Origin of the sequence: Listeria immobilis, from assembly GCF_014322765.1 — a bacterium.
GTDB lineage: Bacteria > Bacillota > Bacilli > Lactobacillales > Listeriaceae > Listeria > Listeria immobilis.
Map to the genome: position 1 here is coordinate 39873 of NZ_JAASTZ010000016.1, position 17064 is coordinate 56936.

General features: G+C 36.7%; 20 protein-coding genes and 1 pseudogene. 15 read left to right on the forward strand and 6 right to left on the reverse strand.

What is annotated here, in order from left to right:
• Positions 1-18: 18 nt before the first annotated feature.
• From HCJ50_RS12190 to HCJ50_RS12200, 3 genes are read right to left on the reverse strand one after another with little or no spacing between them, the layout of a single operon-like run.
• Positions 19-609: a molybdenum cofactor guanylyltransferase gene (locus HCJ50_RS12190; protein ID WP_185348936.1), complete on the reverse strand. Its 591-nt coding sequence runs from the start codon at positions 607-609 to the stop codon at positions 19-21.
• Positions 581-1243, reverse strand: a complete 663-nt coding sequence (locus tag HCJ50_RS12195) for an ATP-binding cassette domain-containing protein (RefSeq protein WP_185348938.1) — start codon at positions 1241-1243, stop codon at positions 581-583. Before HCJ50_RS12195 ends, HCJ50_RS12190 begins: the two co-directional genes overlap by 29 nt.
• A 2-nt stretch (positions 1244-1245) precedes the next feature.
• The gene (locus HCJ50_RS12200) at positions 1246-1917 is read right to left on the reverse strand and encodes a molybdate ABC transporter permease subunit (protein WP_185348940.1); all 672 of its coding nucleotides are present in this window, start codon (positions 1915-1917) and stop codon (positions 1246-1248) included.
• Positions 1918-2024: 107 nt separating this feature from the next.
• Here HCJ50_RS12200 and modA point away from each other — a divergent pair, with 107 nt between their 5' ends.
• From modA to moaA, 7 genes are all read left to right on the forward strand, one after another.
• A complete protein-coding gene (gene modA, locus HCJ50_RS12205; protein WP_185348942.1) occupies positions 2025-2795 on the forward strand; it encodes a molybdate ABC transporter substrate-binding protein in 771 nt (256 codons plus the stop codon).
• Between the two features lie 97 nt (positions 2796-2892).
• A complete protein-coding gene (locus HCJ50_RS12210) occupies positions 2893-4116 on the forward strand; it encodes a molybdopterin molybdotransferase MoeA (protein WP_185348944.1) in 1224 nt (407 codons plus the stop codon).
• A complete protein-coding gene (mobB, locus tag HCJ50_RS12215; RefSeq protein WP_185348946.1) occupies positions 4095-4580 on the forward strand; it encodes a molybdopterin-guanine dinucleotide biosynthesis protein B in 486 nt (161 codons plus the stop codon). The genes HCJ50_RS12210 and mobB overlap by 22 nt, the downstream gene beginning before the upstream one ends.
• On the forward strand, positions 4577-4999 hold the full coding sequence (locus HCJ50_RS12220; RefSeq protein ID WP_185348949.1) for a molybdenum cofactor biosynthesis protein MoaE: 423 nt from the start codon (positions 4577-4579) through the stop codon (positions 4997-4999). Before mobB ends, HCJ50_RS12220 begins: the two co-directional genes overlap by 4 nt.
• Positions 4983-5231, forward strand: coding sequence for a molybdopterin converting factor subunit 1 (gene moaD, locus HCJ50_RS12225; RefSeq protein ID WP_185348950.1), 249 nt, complete (start codon positions 4983-4985; stop codon positions 5229-5231). Before HCJ50_RS12220 ends, moaD begins: the two co-directional genes overlap by 17 nt.
• Positions 5232-5246: 15 nt before the next feature.
• A complete protein-coding gene (moaC, locus tag HCJ50_RS12230) occupies positions 5247-5729 on the forward strand; it encodes a cyclic pyranopterin monophosphate synthase MoaC (protein ID WP_185348952.1) in 483 nt (160 codons plus the stop codon).
• A 28-nt stretch (positions 5730-5757) separates the two neighbouring features.
• Positions 5758-6759 carry a GTP 3',8-cyclase MoaA gene (gene moaA, locus HCJ50_RS12235; protein ID WP_185348954.1) on the forward strand — a complete coding sequence of 334 codons (1002 nt, stop codon included), beginning with the start codon at positions 5758-5760 and terminating at the stop codon, positions 6757-6759.
• Positions 6760-6797: 38 nt separating this feature from the next.
• Here the strand turns inward: moaA and HCJ50_RS12240 are convergent, their stop codons facing one another.
• Both HCJ50_RS12240 and HCJ50_RS12245 read right to left on the reverse strand, forming a co-directional pair.
• Positions 6798-7286 (reverse strand): MogA/MoaB family molybdenum cofactor biosynthesis protein, encoded by a 489-nt coding sequence (locus HCJ50_RS12240; protein WP_185348956.1) that lies wholly within the window; start codon positions 7284-7286, stop codon positions 6798-6800.
• Positions 7287-7299: 13 nt separating this feature from the next.
• Entirely contained in the window at positions 7300-8304 is a 1005-nt protein-coding gene (locus HCJ50_RS12245; RefSeq protein ID WP_311769595.1) for a ThiF family adenylyltransferase, read from the reverse strand.
• Positions 8305-8391: 87 nt separating this feature from the next.
• Here HCJ50_RS12245 and HCJ50_RS16025 point away from each other — a divergent pair.
• Positions 8392-8558 (forward strand): annotated as a pseudogene (locus HCJ50_RS16025) (flavin reductase family protein); the annotation flags it as partial.
• 49 nt (positions 8559-8607) lie between these two features.
• On the opposite strand, the gene def reads toward HCJ50_RS16025, so the two are convergent.
• Positions 8608-9159: a peptide deformylase gene (gene def / locus HCJ50_RS12250; protein ID WP_185348960.1), complete on the reverse strand. Its 552-nt coding sequence runs from the start codon at positions 9157-9159 to the stop codon at positions 8608-8610.
• A gap of 815 nt (positions 9160-9974) precedes the next feature.
• Here def and pdhA point away from each other — a divergent pair.
• The 7 genes from pdhA to HCJ50_RS12285 all read left to right on the forward strand — a co-directional run bounded on the left by pdhA (position 9975) and on the right by HCJ50_RS12285 (position 17046).
• Positions 9975-11090, forward strand: coding sequence for a pyruvate dehydrogenase (acetyl-transferring) E1 component subunit alpha (gene pdhA / locus HCJ50_RS12255; protein ID WP_185348962.1), 1116 nt, complete (start codon positions 9975-9977; stop codon positions 11088-11090).
• Between the two features lie 2 nt (positions 11091-11092).
• The gene (locus HCJ50_RS12260) at positions 11093-12070 is read left to right on the forward strand and encodes an alpha-ketoacid dehydrogenase subunit beta (RefSeq protein WP_185348964.1); all 978 of its coding nucleotides are present in this window, start codon (positions 11093-11095) and stop codon (positions 12068-12070) included.
• A 111-nt stretch (positions 12071-12181) separates the two neighbouring features.
• Positions 12182-13810, forward strand: a complete 1629-nt coding sequence (locus tag HCJ50_RS12265) for a dihydrolipoyllysine-residue acetyltransferase (protein ID WP_185348965.1) — start codon at positions 12182-12184, stop codon at positions 13808-13810.
• A gap of 4 nt (positions 13811-13814) precedes the next feature.
• Positions 13815-15218, forward strand: coding sequence for a dihydrolipoyl dehydrogenase (lpdA, locus tag HCJ50_RS12270; protein ID WP_185348966.1), 1404 nt, complete (start codon positions 13815-13817; stop codon positions 15216-15218).
• A 161-nt stretch (positions 15219-15379) separates the two neighbouring features.
• Positions 15380-15691 (forward strand): hypothetical protein, encoded by a 312-nt coding sequence (locus tag HCJ50_RS12275; RefSeq protein ID WP_185348967.1) that lies wholly within the window; start codon positions 15380-15382, stop codon positions 15689-15691.
• A 129-nt stretch (positions 15692-15820) separates the two neighbouring features.
• Positions 15821-16774, forward strand: a complete 954-nt coding sequence (locus HCJ50_RS12280) for a Rossmann-fold NAD(P)-binding domain-containing protein (protein ID WP_185348968.1) — start codon at positions 15821-15823, stop codon at positions 16772-16774.
• Entirely contained in the window at positions 16774-17046 is a 273-nt protein-coding gene (locus HCJ50_RS12285; RefSeq protein WP_185348969.1) for a UPF0223 family protein, read from the forward strand. Before HCJ50_RS12280 ends, HCJ50_RS12285 begins: the two co-directional genes overlap by 1 nt.
• The last annotated feature ends 18 nt before the right edge of the window (positions 17047-17064 follow it).

A 17064-nucleotide genomic window follows, 5' to 3' on the forward strand; every position in this document is an offset into this window, starting at 1 on the left:
GAAATGGATAAGAAAAGGTTAATTTAAGTCATCTGGAAAATTAATGTTCCGAAATGGGTGTTCATTTTCAAAAAATAAGGGACGAGAATGAAGTTTCTGTAGGAGTTTTATTACTCGATGTTCCTTATTATGAAGTATTTCAGTGAGTGCGGGCAAGGAGTAAGGGATATTAGCGACTAAATAATGATTAGCTTGATTAGTTTGCGCATAACTATTCGGATTTGCTTCAAGGTGCGCTATTTCTTTGGTGGTTAAAAAGGGCATATCTGTAGGTAGTATGAGGAAATTAGCATGTGTATATTGATTTGCGGCAAGTGTTACTGCATAAATACCTCCAAGCGGTCCATAATCTGAGTAAGCTGGAATGTCTGGAATAATTCGAATAGTTGATGAGGTCTGGAATAATTTTGTTAGTTCCATATAATTAGTTGAATTAGCTGAAATAAAAATCATCTCGCAAAAAGGGGTTAATTTATCCACAGTTAGTTCTACCCAAGTTTTTCCAGAAGCCTTATCTCGGAAAAAGGTTTTTGATTCGCCAAAACGGCTAGATTTACCACCAGCGAGAATAATTCCAACGTTAACTTTTTCGTTTTTCGATTTGTCCATCACGCATCACCACTATTTCGTTTGTCATCATTTCTGCTTCCGAGGCATAATGTGTGACAAAAATAACTGGAATATGAAAATCTTTTGCCATTTGTCCAACTAGCCTCATGCAAATTAGTCGCGTTTCTTCATCTAGTCCATTAAAAGGTTCATCTAATAACAATAACTTTGGCTCAATTATCATAGCTCGAGCCATTGCCACTCGTTGTTTTTCCCCACCAGAGAGTTTTTGGACGGAAGAATAAAGTAAATGTGAAATTTGCAAGTAGTCACTCATTTTCCTCACTTGTTGCTGGATTTCAAGTTGTGCTTTTTTCTTCGTTTTTTGTACTTTTAAACCAAAGGCGATATTTTCATATACATTCATATTAGGAAATAAGGCGAGATTTTGGAATAAGTAGCCAACTTTTCGTTCCGCGGCAGGAAGATGTAGGGATATCGTGGAATCATCCCATGCGGTTCCATCAAATTCAATTGTACCACCATCAATTGTTTTCAATCCGCTGACACACTGAAATAATGTTGACTTTCCAGAACCGCTTGCACCCATCATTGCGGTAACTGGTTGTTCAAAAGCGTAGTCAATATTTAAATCATGAAAAGGAAGTTTTTTATGAAATTGTAATCGAAGCATATTTACATCCCCCTCATTAGTTGGCTTTGGCGAATTGTAAGGATATGAATAACTAATAATGCAAAAACGCCAATAATAAGATTAATTAAACCTAGATAAATGGCGGTACGCATATCTCCTTGTTGCACCATAAAATAAATACTAGAAGCAATCGTATCGGTTTTCCCTTCAATATAACCAGCTACCATCAGACTCGCTCCAAATTCCCCCATAGCTCGGCAAAAACTAAGGAGCACACCTGCTAAAATAGGTTGCCAACAATTCGGTAAAATTATTTTAGTGAAAATTTGTTTTTTATTAGCGGAAAGCGTTTCTGCTGCCCATACTAATTTATGATCAATCGATAAAAATGCTGCTTTTAAGCCCTGATACATAATTGGTAAAATAATAATGCTCGTTGCAACAATTGCCCCACTAAGTGAAAAAATAAAACTAAAATCAAATACATTCCATAAAAAGCTGCCAATAAAGTCATTTCGCCCTAAAACATTTAATAATACAAGCCCAACCACAGTAGGCGGCAAAACAAGCGGAAGTAATATCAAAATTTCAACAAATAATTGAAAAGGCGATTTTCGTCGGGCAAAATAATAGCTAAGTGGAAGCATCGTTATAAATGCAATAAATGTAGAAATAGTGGCAATTAGTAATGTATGCCAAACAGATGTAAACATAACATTCCTCCTGATAATTCCTCTTATACTTCTATTATTATTGTTCTCTCTGGTATAAATTGTCAAACTTAAGTACAATAAATTTAGAGAAAAAAGGGGGAGGAAAGATGAAAAAAATCGGATTCTTTGTAGCATGCAGCCTATTATTTTTACTTACAGCATGTGGCAGCACCCCAGAAAAGCAAGAAACAATAACCATACATATCTCGGCAGCAGCAAGTTTGAAAGACACAATAGATGAAGTGAAGCCAATCTTTGAAAAAGAGCATCCAACAATTAAATTATCTTTTGACTTTGGTGGTTCTGGTCAAATTCGGGAACGTGTGGAAAGTGGGGCACCCATTGATGGCGTTCTATTAGCAAGTAAAAAAGATACAGACACATTAGTAAACAAAACGTTGGCTGAAAAAGAAAAGGAGTTCGCGCATAATCAACTGGTCTTAATCATACCTAAAAGGGCTAAAAAAACAGCAGATGAAAATTTAGAACGACTATTAGATAATGTGGATAAAATTGCTATTGGCGATCCGGAATCAGTCCCAGCTGGCGCCTATGCAAAACAAACGTTAGAAAACTTACACCTTTATACTGCGGAAAAAGAAAAACTAGTATTTGCTACAGATGTCCGACAAGTACTAGCCTATGTAGAATCGGGAAACGCAGACGCGGGTTTTGTATACCAAACAGATGCTGAACTAAGTAAAAAAGTACAAGTTAAAGCTAAAATAAATAGCAAATTTCATGAACCAATTGCATATTATAGTGCGCTTATAAGTAATTCAGAACATAAAAAAGCTACAACTACTTTTTTGGATTTTATGAATCAACAAGAAGCGCAGGAAATTCTTGAAAGATATGGATTCCAAACAGTTAACTAAAGAAAAGTCGCTTTACTTTTTAAAACAAGAAAACTCCTGTATATTGGTACTAAAGAAAACGCATACATATATATAGTTAGAAGGGAAGTGCGCCCAGATGATTGAAAAACGAAATACAATAAGAATGGAACAAGCGAGAGAAATCCTATGTAATCAAGTTACTCACCTTCCCACTCGAAAAATGAGGATAGGAGAGGCGCTAAATCACGTGCTACAAGAGCCAATTTTTGCTCCATTTTCCGCCCCTTACTTTCGACGATCGGGATATGATGGTTTTGCTATCACAGAATTAGATGATCAAAATTATCCGATTACTTTACGTGTTGTTGCTGAAGTCCCTTGTGGTGAAACCTATAATAAACCATTGAAACAAGGCGAAACAATACGAATAATGACAGGCGCAAAAGTACCAGATAATGCAAGTAAAATTATTATGCTCGAACAATCAAAAGAAACAAATAATCCGAACGAAATAATGCTTATAAATACGCAAAAATCTAGTAATATTACTGAAGTTGGTGCTGAATTTGCTAAAGGAGATTTACTTTTAGATAGAGGTCATTTGCTAAATGCTGGATCAATAAGTTTACTTGCTGCATTTGGAGTTAACGAGGTTCAAGTAATTCAAAATCCTAAAGTAGCTATTTTATCTACTGGAAGCGAATTGGTAGCTGCTGGGAATCCCCTTCCAGACGGTAAAATATATAATAGCAATCAACCATTACTCGAAAGTTTATTACATATACATCATGCAGAAGTTTGTGTGGCTGAACAACTACCAGATAATTATCTTGATACAAAAAATCGATTGTTAGAATTAACAAACATAGCAGATATTATTGTAACAACTGGTGGAGTATCGGTAGGTGATTTTGATTTTATAGCTGATATTGCAACACAAGAAGCTGAATTGCTATTTAATAAAATTCAAATGCGCCCAGGTAGTCCGACAACAGGAATGTGGTTAAATAATACATTAATTATTGCCCTTTCAGGAAATCCAGGTGCTTGTTTTACAGGATTTTATTTGCTAGTAGAACCAGTTCTGGCAGTTTTAATGGGAAAAGGTGAAACGGCAACTAAAAAGGTTCAAGCAAAAATGGCAACAGATTATACGAAAAATAATGGTTATGATCGATTTTTACGTGGAATATATCATTTATCAGAAACTGGCGAATATTTAGTAGAACCAGTTGGGAGTGACATGTCAAGCGCACTTGGCAACTTGCATTTAACAACTTGTTTACTTAAAATTCCACGAGGGAAAATTGGGAAACGGAAAGGAGAAGAGGTCGAAGCATGGCTACTATCCTCCAAATAATCGGGTTTAAAAATAGTGGAAAGACAACACTACTTAATGCTTTAATTAAAGCAAGTCGCAAAGAAAATTATACAGTTTCGGCTATTAAACACGATGCACATGACTTTTCCGTTGACCATGAAAAAACAGATTCTTACTCCTTTCAAGAAAGTGGTGCAGAAGCTGTCATTATTGCTAATTCTCGCCAATATGCTGTGATTGAACAGAATGGAATAGACTTAAAAACAGCAATTCAAAAATTACCAAAATCAGATATTATTTTAGTGGAAGGGTATAAACAGGGACCTTTTCCAAAAATTATCCTTATCCGTGAAAAAGCAGAAATAGAACAACTAAAAAATAGCAAAGCGATTCACAAAATTGCGACCTACCATTCTGAGTTGCAACAAGACGCCGTTTTTATTGGTAATGAAGAAAAGTTGCATCAATTTGCAGAAATGATTATCAAGGAGTTCTTACAATGAAATATATTGCACTTCAACGGGATAAAATCGAAATACAAGCACTTTCGGAAAAACTTATTAATAAAAATCACGGAGGTATTAATATTTTTATTGGAACAATTCGTGAGTGGACTGGTGATATTCAAACAGAAGAAATGAAGTATACTGCTTACGAAGAGATGGCGTTGAAAGAATTAGACAAGTTAGCACAAGTGGCAGAGGAGAAATGGGGGGGAGATGTTGTTATTGTTCATCGGTTAGGACTCCTACAAATAACTGATATTGCTGTCTTTATAGGTGTTTCCACTCCACATCGAGCAGCTTGTTATGAAGCTTCTAGATATATTATTGAACGCTTAAAAGTACGAGTGCCAATTTGGAAAGAAGAAAAAGAGCAGGATAAATCAAGGTGGGGTGGCGCTAATGTTAACAACCGTTAAATTTTTTGCTTTTTTAGCAGAGAAAACACATAAAGATGAAGTGAAATTAAACTTGCAACAATGCCGAACAGTTGGAGAAGTAAGAGAGCTCATTAGCAGTGAATTTCCAGAGATTGCAGTGGATCTTGCTGCTTGCATGTTAGCTGTTAATATGGAGTTTCAACAAGATAATGATTTGTTACCTAAAGAATTAGAAGAAATTGCGGTTATTCCGCCAGTAAGCGGTGGATAAGGAAGGAGGATGGCAATGGAAAAAGATGATCTAACACATTTTAATCAGGAGAAAAGAGCGAAAATGGTTGATGTTACCGAAAAATCGGAAACAAAGCGTCGAGCAATTGCTAGTGCAACGATACATATGCAAGAAGAAACATTAGCGAGAATTCATGCTGGTAAAATGGAAAAAGGCGATGTTTTGGCAGTTGCTCAAGTCGCGGGAATTATGGCCGCTAAAAAAACGAGTGAACTTATCCCAATGTGTCATCCGATAATGACAACGAAAGCAGATATTTCCTTCCAAGATGATACAAAAAATAAGCTAACCGTTATATCGGAAGTAGTAACTGTAGGAAAAACAGGCGTTGAAATGGAAGCGCTCACTGCTGTAACAGTTGCTGCGCTGACTATTTATGATATGTGTAAAGCGATGGATAAAGGAATGCTTATAGAAAAAACACATTTAGTAGAAAAAACAGGTGGAAAAAGCGGGACATTTAAAGCAAACATGTAACTATTTTGTAGGATAGGGGTTATGTTTTATGCAATTATTAATGGATAAATTTGGTCGGGTACATGATTATATTCGCATTTCGGTTACAGATCGGTGCAATTTAAGGTGTGTATATTGTATGCCCGAAGAAGGTCTAACATTTTTACCCCATGATAAAGTGCTATCCAAAGATGAAATTGTTGGTTTTATGGAAACGATGGTTAAATTTGGTATAAAAAAAGTACGTATAACTGGTGGTGAGCCATTACTAAGAACGGATATTGTTGAAATTGTTCGAGGTATAGGGGCCGTTCCAGAAATTGAGGATATTTCCATTACAACCAATGCAATGTATTTAGCGAAAAAAGCCGAAGCACTAAAAGAAGCAGGGCTTACACGAGTAAATATCAGTCTGGATTCCCTTCATGCTGATCGTTTTCAAGCAATTACACGCGGGGGACGATTGCAAAAAGTATTAGAAGGTATTCAAAAAGCCGAAGAAGTAGGGCTTTTTCCAATTAAACTAAATGTGGTATTAATAAAAGGACAGAATGACGATGAAATAACAGATTTTCTGCAGTTTACTAAAGATAAAGATATTAATATTCGTTTTATTGAATATATGCCAATAGGTCATGCTGGGACAAGCTGGAAAGAAAAATACTTGTCGCTAGATACTATTTTTGAAGCATGTGAGCAGGCAGGTTTTATGTACGAACCAGTTAATACTATCCGTGGTAATGGTCCTTCCGAAAATTTTCGCATTAAAGGAGCGAAAGGGACTTTTGGTGTAATCCACCCAGTAAGCGCTCATTTTTGCGATAGTTGCAATCGGCTTCGATTAACAGCAGATGGTTATATTAAAGCTTGTCTATATTGGGATGAGGAAATGAATATTCGACCATTTATTAATGAACCAGTAAAATTAATGCAATTAGTACAAAAAGCGATTGATAATAAGCCAGAAAATCATGAAATGGCACTAAAATTACAAGATGAAGTACAATCCAACAAGCCAACTTGGAGGCGAATGAGCCAAATTGGTGGTTAAAAAAATAAACCGATTTGAGATTATTAACTCAAGTCGGTTTATTTTTCACGTTCAGCAACTAGATGAGGAAGCTCAGGGATAATTAAGCTTTCCATCGCTAAACGACAGGCGTTAGTTGAACCAGGTAATGCAAAAATTAATAGACCATTTTCTGTAAAGCCTGCAAATGCACGTGATACCATAGCACGACTACCAACATCTTCATAACTAAGCATCCGGAAAAGTTCGCCAAATCCTGGTATTTCTTGATGTATGGTTGAAAATAAAGCTTCATAAGTAACATCTCTTTTTGCTATTCCAGTTCCACCATTTGTTATTAAACAAAATGGATTATCCGCCACAAGTTCTTCCATTTTTTTAGCTATTAGCGTAGCATCATCTGCAACGACTACACGCGAAATTACTTGATGACCAGCTTTCTCTAAAAATGTTTGAATTAGTTTTCCGCTTTTATCGGTATTTAAATTTCTTGTATCACTAATGGTTAAAATACTGCAACTTGCAGGGATAAATGTTGTTTGTTGCATAATAAGCGCTCCTTTAATTAAAAAATAGCTGATATATTTTTTTCGCTTCTAAAATATTCTCTGTTCCGTGAAGTAAAACACGACCATTTTTAAAAATAATAAATTGGTAATGCAGGTAGTCGAAACTGAGTAGCGCGGGATTTTCAAGATATGTTATTTTCTCAGCTAGAAGTCGGTGTTTGATTATGTCGAAATTACTTTTTTGCGATAAATGAAATTGGACTGTGTCGCGCCCGCAAAGTGCAATAGTTTGTTTAGAAAATGGCTTTTCGATAGTAGCTTTAGAAGAACAGCCTGCGCAATTTGAACGCTTTTTCACTTGAAAGGAACGAAATATAAACTGCCAATTATCTAGTTGGTAATAAGTATTAGCAGAGAAATCTGGTTTTAAAATCATCTGTGTAAGTAGCGAGACTTGCATGCCAGCAACGATAGGGATAAGTGCCCCGTCGACACCAATTACATCACAACTAGCTGTATTCGTTTGCGGCAAGTCACCCATTAAACAATGCAAACAGGCGGAATAAGGTGGGATAATTGGCATGATATTCGCATAATTTCCTGCACAAGAAGTGAAAATCCAAGGAAGTTGATATTTAAAAGAAAACTGATTCAACATTTCCCGCGTTGCAAAATTATCCGTACAATCTAACAGATAATCCACTTCCTCAGCAAAAGGAATAAGGCTCTCCATATTTGCATCATCTACAATGTATTCAATCGTAATATCACTGTTAATTAATTGAAGCGCTTTATATGCAGCATATGCTTTTGCTTGTTTTTCTCTTGCATCTTGTTCAGTAAAAAGTGATTGTCGTTGCAAGTTACTCCACTCGACATAATCACGGTCCATGAGAATTAATTTGCCAAACCCCATACGTGCGCAAATTTCTGCCGCATAAGAGCCAATTGCACCAACACCAATAATTAAAATCGTTTTTGTTAACAGTTTAGCTTGACCAGTTTTGCCAATAGTTGTAACGCGCATTTGGCGATCGTAACGTTCCAAATTTTTCACCAACTTTCTTACTATATTTTACCAGAAAATAATAAAAAGAGCCTGTAATAGAGGTTTTGATTAATATTTGTAAATTGTTTCAGTTCCCATACGATTTTTTCTGAGATTAATGAACGCCTGTTTGAGTCCGAAGTGATTGCCGATGATGGAATTTTTTTCATGAAGCGTTTGATTTAGTCCTTTTTTCAGGTGATGCAAATAAACGAAACTTTAGACAATTAGCTAGTAATATGGAAACAGTTGGTGGACACTAATTTCTAATACAAAACCCCCGCAGAAAATAAATTCTGTGGGGGTTTCGTTTTAACCAAATACATCTACATCAGGTGGTAAATAAGATGGGTTATCTTTATTAATGTGATCATAAAACATAATACCATTTAAATGATCAATTTCATGTTGGATTACGATAGCTGGATAACCTTTAAAACGTAATTTTAAAGGTGTACCATCTTCATCAAAAGCATCAATAGTAACACGTTCACTGCGAACAACATAACCTGGAACTTCACGATCAACCGAAAGACAACCCTCGCCGCCAGATAAGCAAGCTTGTTGAACGGAATGGCTACGAATTTTGGGATTATAAAGTACATAACTATAAAGCCGATCTTTTTCATCATGCACGTGAATGGCAAGGAAGCGTTTTGTTACAGCCAGTTGTGGAGCAGCAATTCCAACGCCACCACGTAAACCGTATTTTTCAGCTAGCTCTTCATCTTGACTATTAATTAGAAATTCGAGCATATCTCGCCCTAATTTTTTTTCTTCATCTGAAAGTGGAAATGTCACTTCATTAGCAACTTCTCTAAGCGCTGGGTGACCTTCTCGCACAATATCGTCCATTGTAAGCATGATTTGATTCTCTCCTGTTCTTTATTAACATACTTTCATTTTAACAAAAGAACGAAAAAAAAGGAATGAAAGAATACTTTTGTAAGAAGAACCAAGTATTTTTATAGGACTAAAGGCATATTTGTTAAAAATAGCCAAGATTAAATAACGAACAATTATTTATATTTATCTTATAATGTTCGTCTAATATCAGGAGATAAAAATTTTCTAAGTTTGTGAATTCACAAACTAATTAAAATCAATAAAAGAAAAGATGAAATAGGTGTGATAATGCGATGGTTACAATATTATATAACAGTTCATATGATTTTAAACTTTTTTTAATACAGAAGTGGAAAGCGAATGATTTAAGTAATAAAGCCATTGTAAGCGATAAAACAATTAGAGATTAACTTATTGACTTCATAATCTGGGTAGTGTAAATTAAAAGAGAAGATTAGTGTATTAATATATTTCTTGTTTCTAACTAAAACAGAAATAAAGTTATAATATAAAAGGAACATTCCTATTTTTCATAAAATATTGTGAAAGAATGAAACTTTTTTCACAAACTCTTCTAAATGCAATGTTTTTATTAAAGAATTTGTGGTAATAACTGGAGAGGCTGTGGAATTAGTTTATAGGAAATTAGAAAAAGCTTCCGGAATTCGCTTCTTTCTATAGAAAAACTTTTCTTTTACTACGCTACTATATTTAATACACAATCAGGATGGCAGTTGTAGCTATATCTTTTTAGTTGGATATGATGACCGGACAAGCCCACTTAATGATATAACGAAACTGTACAATGTAAATGACGAAAGGGTGGATACGAAATGGCTTCTAAAACAAAGAAGGCTATTATCGACGTAAAGAAACAATTTGAGGCTGTTCATAAACAATTTGAATTAGTTCAAATTTTAAATGAAAAAGGAGAAATCGTAAATCCAGATTTAATGCCGGATTTAACAGATGATCAATTAGTAGAGTTAATGACTCGTATGGTTTGGACTCGTGTACTTGACCAACGCTCTATCTCACTTAACCGTCAAGGACGTTTAGGTTTCTATGCTCCAACAGCTGGACAAGAAGCTTCACAACTTGGAAGTCACTATGCACTTGAAAAACATGACTATATTCTTCCGGGTTACCGTGATGTGCCACAACTTATCTGGCACGGTCTTCCACTTACAAAAGCATTCTTGTTCTCTCGTGGACACTTTGTAGGAAACCAATTCCCAGAAGATTTAAATGTATTATCACCACAAATCATCATTGGTGCACAAATCGTTCAAGCTGCTGGTGTTGCTCTAGGTCTTAAAAAACGTAAAAAAGATGCTGTTGTAATTACGTATACTGGTGATGGTGGTTCTTCGCAAGGGGACTTTTATGAAGGTATGAACTTTGCAGGTGCTTATCATGCTCCAGCAATTTTCGTAGTACAAAATAATAAATTCGCTATTTCTACACCACGTGAAAAACAATCAGCTGCTGAAACACTAGCTCAAAAAGCTGTTGCAGCCGGAATCCCAGGTGTGCAAGTAGACGGAATGGATCCACTAGCAGTTTATGCCGTAACTAAATTTGCTCGTGAACGTGCAGTTGCAGGTGAAGGCCCAACACTTATCGAAACAATGACTTACCGTTATGGGCCACATACACTTTCCGGAGATGACCCAACTCGTTACCGTACAAAAGAGCTTGACGGAGAATGGGAACTTAAAGATCCAATCGTTCGTTTCCGTACTTTCTTAGAAGGAAAAGGTCTTTGGAACGAAGAAAAAGAAAATGCTGTAATTGACCAAGCAAAAGAAGAAATTAAAGTAGCTATTAAAGAAGCAGATGCTACACCAAAACAAACAGTGACTGATCTTCTTAAAAATATGTATGAAACACCAACTGCTCCTGTCAAAGAGCAACTGGCAATCTATGAAGCGAAGGAGTCGAAATAATCATGGCGCAAAAAACAATGATTCAAGCGATTACAGATGCGCTTGCAGTAGAACTTGAAAAAGACGAAAACGTATTAGTTTTTGGGGAAGACGTTGGTAAAAATGGCGGCGTATTCCGTGCAACTGAAGGATTACAAGAAAAATTTGGTGACGAGCGTGTATTTGATACGCCCCTAGCAGAATCTGGTATTGGCGGTCTTGCTATTGGTCTTGCGCTTGAAGGTTTCCGTCCAGTTCCTGAAATTCAATTTTTTGGCTTCGTATTTGAAGTAATGGATTCCGTTGCTGGTCAAATGGCTCGTATGCGTTACCGTACAGGCGGAACTCGTACTGCTCCAATTACGATTCGCGCACCTTTTGGTGGTGGTGTTCATACTCCAGAAATGCATGCGGATAACTTAGAAGGCTTAATGGCTCAATCACCTGGCTTAAAAGTAGTTATTCCATCCACACCATACGATGCAAAAGGATTACTAATCTCAGCAATTCGTGATAATGATCCAGTTATCTTCCTTGAACATATGAAATTATATCGTTCTTTCCGTGAAGAAGTTCCAGAAGGCGAATACACAGTAGAAATTGGTAAAGCGGCTGTTCGTCGTGAAGGTACAGATGTTTCCATTATCACTTATGGTGCGATGGTACAAGAATCAGTAAAAGCGGCAGAAGCACTTGAAAAAGAAGGCGTATCTGTTGAAGTTATTGACTTACGTACAATTAGTCCAATCGATGTAGATACAATTGTTGCCTCTGTGAAGAAAACGAATCGTGCTGTTGTTGTGCAAGAAGCTCAAAAACAAGCAGGTATTGCAGCGAACGTTATTGCCGAAATCAATGACCGTGCAATCCTTTCTCTTGAAGCACCAGTTATGCGTGTAGCTGCTCCAGATAGCGTATTCCCGTTCTCTCAAGCAGAAACAGTATGGTTACCAAATCATAACGATATTATTGAACGCGTCAAAGAAGTTATTGCATTTTAATCTATCATACTCATTTTAAAACTTATGGGGAGTTTTAAAATGTAAAAGAATTATTTTCATACTAAGGTTCAGTTTACCTGGACCTTAGAAATTACAGGAGGCTTAATAAAAATGGCATATTCATTTAAATTACCGGATATCGGTGAAGGTATCCATGAAGGTGAAATCGTTAAATGGTTTGTTCAACCAGGTGATAAGATTGAAGAAGATGAGTCCCTTTTTGAAGTGCAAAACGACAAATCGGTGGAAGAAATCACTTCTCCAGTTTCCGGAACAATTAAAGAAATCAAAGTTGCAGAAGGAACCGTTGCAACAGTTGGACAAGTACTAGTAACATTTGATGGCGTAGAAGGTCACGAAGACGGCGCCGAAGAAGAAAGCGCAGCACCAAAAGCAGAAAACACACAATCAGCTCCTGCTCCAGCAAAATCTAGTGGAAAAGGAATCTTTGAATTTAAATTACCAGATATTGGTGAAGGAATTCATGAAGGCGAAATTGTTAAATGGTTTATTCAACCGGGCGATAAAGTAGAAGAAGACGAATCCATTTTTGAAGTTCAAAATGATAAATCAGTGGAAGAAATTACATCTCCAGTAGATGGAACTGTAAAAGAGATTCTAGTGAGCGAAGGAACCGTTGCAACAGTAGGACAAGTACTAGTAACTTTTGAAGGCGATTTTGAAGGCGGACAAAGCCATGAATCCACACCGGAATCTCCAGCAGAAGATGCTGCACTTGTAAATAATGATGCAGCTTCTACACCAACTACAGGAGGAAATGGGACTCCATCATCTAAAAAAGATCCTAATGGCCTAGTAATTGCCATGCCTTCCGTACGTAAATATGCTCGTGAAAAAGGCGTTAATATTGCTGAAGTAGCCGGATCTGGAAAAAATAATCGTGTAGTAAAAGCGGATATTGATGCTTTCCTAAACGGCGAACAACCAGCTGCAATAACTTCTGCACAAACAGAAGAAAAAGTAGCGCCAAAAGCAGACAAAGCAGCTGCAAAACCTGCTGCCATAAGTTCCGAAGCTTATCCAGAAACACGCGAAAAATTAACACCAACTCGTCGTGCAATCGCAAAAGCAATGGTAAACTCGAAACATACAGCACCACACGTTACTTTAATGGACGAAATCGAAGTAACTGCACTAATGGCTCACCGCAAACGTTTCAAAGAAGTGGCTGCCGAAAAAGGTATCAAACTTACTTTCTTACCTTATATGGTAAAAGCGCTTGTTGCAACGCTTCGTGATTTCCCAGTGCTTAACACTACTTTAGACGATGCGACAGAAGAACTTGTTTACAAACATTACTTCAACGTTGGTATCGCAGCAGACACAGACCACGGTTTATATGTACCAGTAATCAAAAATGCGGATAAAAAATCTGTATTTGCTATCTCTGATGAAATTAACGAACTAGCTGGAAAAGCACGTGATGGTAAATTAACAGCTGACGAAATGCGCCATGGCTCCGCAACTATTTCAAATATCGGTTCTGCCGGCGGACAATGGTTCACTCCAGTAATTAACTACCCTGAAGTTGCTATCCTTGGTGTTGGTCGTATTGCACAAAAACCTATCGTAAAAGATGGCGAAATCGTAGCTGCACCAGTACTAGCTCTATCACTTAGCTTTGACCACCGTGTAATTGACGGTGCCACAGCTCAAAAAGCAATGAACAATATTAAACGTTTATTAAACGACCCAGAATTATTACTAATGGAGGTGTAACAAAATGGTAGTAGGCGATTTTCCAGAAGAAAGAGACACCATAGTCATCGGTGCAGGCCCAGGTGGGTATGTAGCCGCAATTCGAGCAGCACAACTCGGACAAAAAGTAACCATTATTGAAAAAGAATATTACGGCGGTGTTTGTTTAAACGTTGGATGTATTCCTTCTAAAGCACTTATCACTGTAGGTCACCGTTTTAAAGAAGCAAATCATTCTGATAACATGGGAATCACAGCTGATAACGTAAGCTTAGATTTCACTAAAGCACAAGAATGGAAAGGAAGCGTCGTTAACAAGCTTACATCAGGAGTTAAAGGCCTTCTTAAGAAAAATAAAGTAGAAATGTTAGAAGGAGAAGCGTTTTTCGTGGATGATCATTCTTTACGTGTGATCCATCCTGATTCCGCTCAAACTTATACATTTAATAACGTTATTATTGCAACAGGATCTCGTCCAATCGAAATCCCTGGTTTCAAATATGGTAAACGTGTATTAAGCTCAACTGGTGCACTTGCCCTAACAGAAGTTCCGAAAAAATTAGTCGTTATTGGCGGCGGATATATCGGAACAGAACTTGGTGGCGCGTTTGCTAACTTAGGAACAGAATTAACCATCCTTGAAGGCGGTCCAGAAATCTTACCAACATATGAAAAAGATATGGTTTCGCTTGTAAAACGTAATCTAAAAAGCAAAAACGTTGAAATGGTGACTAAAGCACTTGCAAAATCCGCTGAAGAAACTGAAAACGGCGTAAAAGTAACTTATGAAGCAAATGGCGAAACAAAAACTATTGAAGCTGACTATGTGTTAGTAACAGTAGGTCGTCGTCCAAATACAGACGAAATCGGTTTAGAACAAGCTGGCGTAAAAGTAACAGAACGCGGTTTAGTAGAAGTTGATAAACAAGGTCGCTCTAACGTTTCAAACATTTTCGCGATTGGCGATATTGTTCCCGGTGTTCCACTTGCGCATAAAGCAAGCTATGAAGCGAAAATTGCGGCAGAAGCAATTGCTGGCGAAAAAGCTGAAAACGACTATACTGCACTTCCAGCAGTTGTATTCAGTGATCCAGAACTAGCAACAGTTGGTTTAACTGAAAAAGAAGCAAAAGAAAAAGGCTTTGACGTAAAAGCTGCTAAATTCCCATTCGGCGGTAACGGTCGTGCACTTTCTTTAGATGCACCTGAAGGATTTGTTCGTTTAGTTACCCGTAAAGAAGATGGCTTAGTTATCGGTGCACAAGTTGCCGGAATGAATGCTTCTGATATTATTTCAGAGATTGGCTTAGCAATCGAATCAGGCATTACTGCGGAAGATATTGCACTTACTATTCATGCTCATCCATCACTTGGAGAGCTAACAATGGAAGCTGCTGAACTCGCTTTAGGTCGCCCAATTCATATGTAATACGAAAGAAGCGGAAATATCCTTTGATGGGTATTTCCGCTTTTTAATTAAAGAATTATTTTTAGTTCATTTTTTGAAATAAATTACCTGTTTTAGAAAAAAAGTAGTATAATATAAAAGGTAAACTTAACAAGTCAAATCTAATTGAATCAGGTGAAAAAATGGAGAAACAAACAGCAACTTGGAAGAAAACGCTATTTTGGTGTGGTTATGTGATTGCAGGAATTTGCTTTCTATTAACTATTGTTGCTTTTATTGTAGGATTTATACACCATATGCATGATACGGGGGGATGGAGATCTGTTATTCAAATTCTTGAAACGCCCATCACAGGTTTTATAAAAATGACTGGCGGCTACATTGGTAATGGAATTTTGGAAGTTATTATCTTAATTATCGTAAGTTATATACTACCGATTTTTTTCTGTTTTGCAACCTATCGTATCAAAGCAAAACGGCGTGAAATGGTTTGATAATGAGTATATTCTGTAAAAAGCAAAGCGAATTAGGCGATGCTTTTTATTTATGTGGTCAAGTTAGTTTATTCTAGCAAGTAAGCATGCTAAAATAATATTACTAGACTTGATGAGGAGGAGATAATCGTGACATCTAAGAAGAAGAAAATTGTCATTATTGGAAGAAGCAATTTACAAAGCCTCTATATTCATACAATTCTTCTGAAAAAAATTTCTGCAGAGATTTACTTAATAGATGAGCTAGCGAAGTCAAGCGTTCAAGATTTTCAGTATGCTAGTTATTATCATCCTGCTGCAACTATTGATATAGGTAGTTTTAACGAGTGTAGAAATGCTGATTTAATGATCTTTTTTCAAGAAGAAATGTCTGATTCTACTATCTCAAAAGAAGAAAACCTGGCTTTAATCAAAGAAAAAGTGAAAAAGATGATGGCAACTGGTTTTCAAGGGAATGTTATTATCGCAACGGCAGAAAGTAATACAGTTGCTTCGCTGGTTAAACGTTTCTCGGGTTTACCAGCAAGCCAAATTATCACGCTTGGAACCATTCTCGCGACATCCTATTTTCAAGTAGAAATAGCAAAATTATTTAAAATTAGCCCCAAAAATGTTCATGGTTATATTATAGGGGATCATTCGAACGATGTCATTCCAGTTTGGAGTAGGGCATTTCTTGGCGGAAAACCAATTTTAAGTTATTTAGCGGAAGAGCCAAAAAGAATAACCTCCGAAGATTTACAAAACCTTGCGCAAAGAATGACAAAGATTCCTGATTTTCCTTTTGAAAATAAAGATGATTGCACGTTTCAATTTAGTACAGTGACCGTGCTTGCAGAATTAACAGAAGTGATTTTACGAGATGAGGCGCGAGTGCTTACAGTAGGCGTGGAGGTTAAGACAGCTTATGGATTAGATGAACCAGTCTTTATTAGCGTACCAGCCGTTATTGGCGCTTCTGGAGTACAAGAATTATTAGAACTTAACCTTTCAGAGGACGAACAAAAAGAATTGAAGCAAATTGCGATGAAAACAACGAGTAAATTAGAAGCGATGCAACTTGATAAAGGAGGAATAAATTAATGGAATATAGTTATCCGCTAAATCCAGACTGGACAACGGAAGAAATGACGATTGTTGTCCAATTTTTAGAGGCTATCGAACGCGCATATGAAAAAGGCATTGATACGTTAGAACTTAAAGAAAAATACCATAATTTTAAACAAGTGGTTCCTTCTAAAGGCGAAGAAAAACGTCTTGGTCTAGACTTTGAAAAAGCAAGTGGCTATTCTGCTTATAAAGTCATGCAATTAGTAAAAGATGCAACCACAAGCAAAATAAAAATGCAACCGTAATTAAAAAGGAGGAAATTT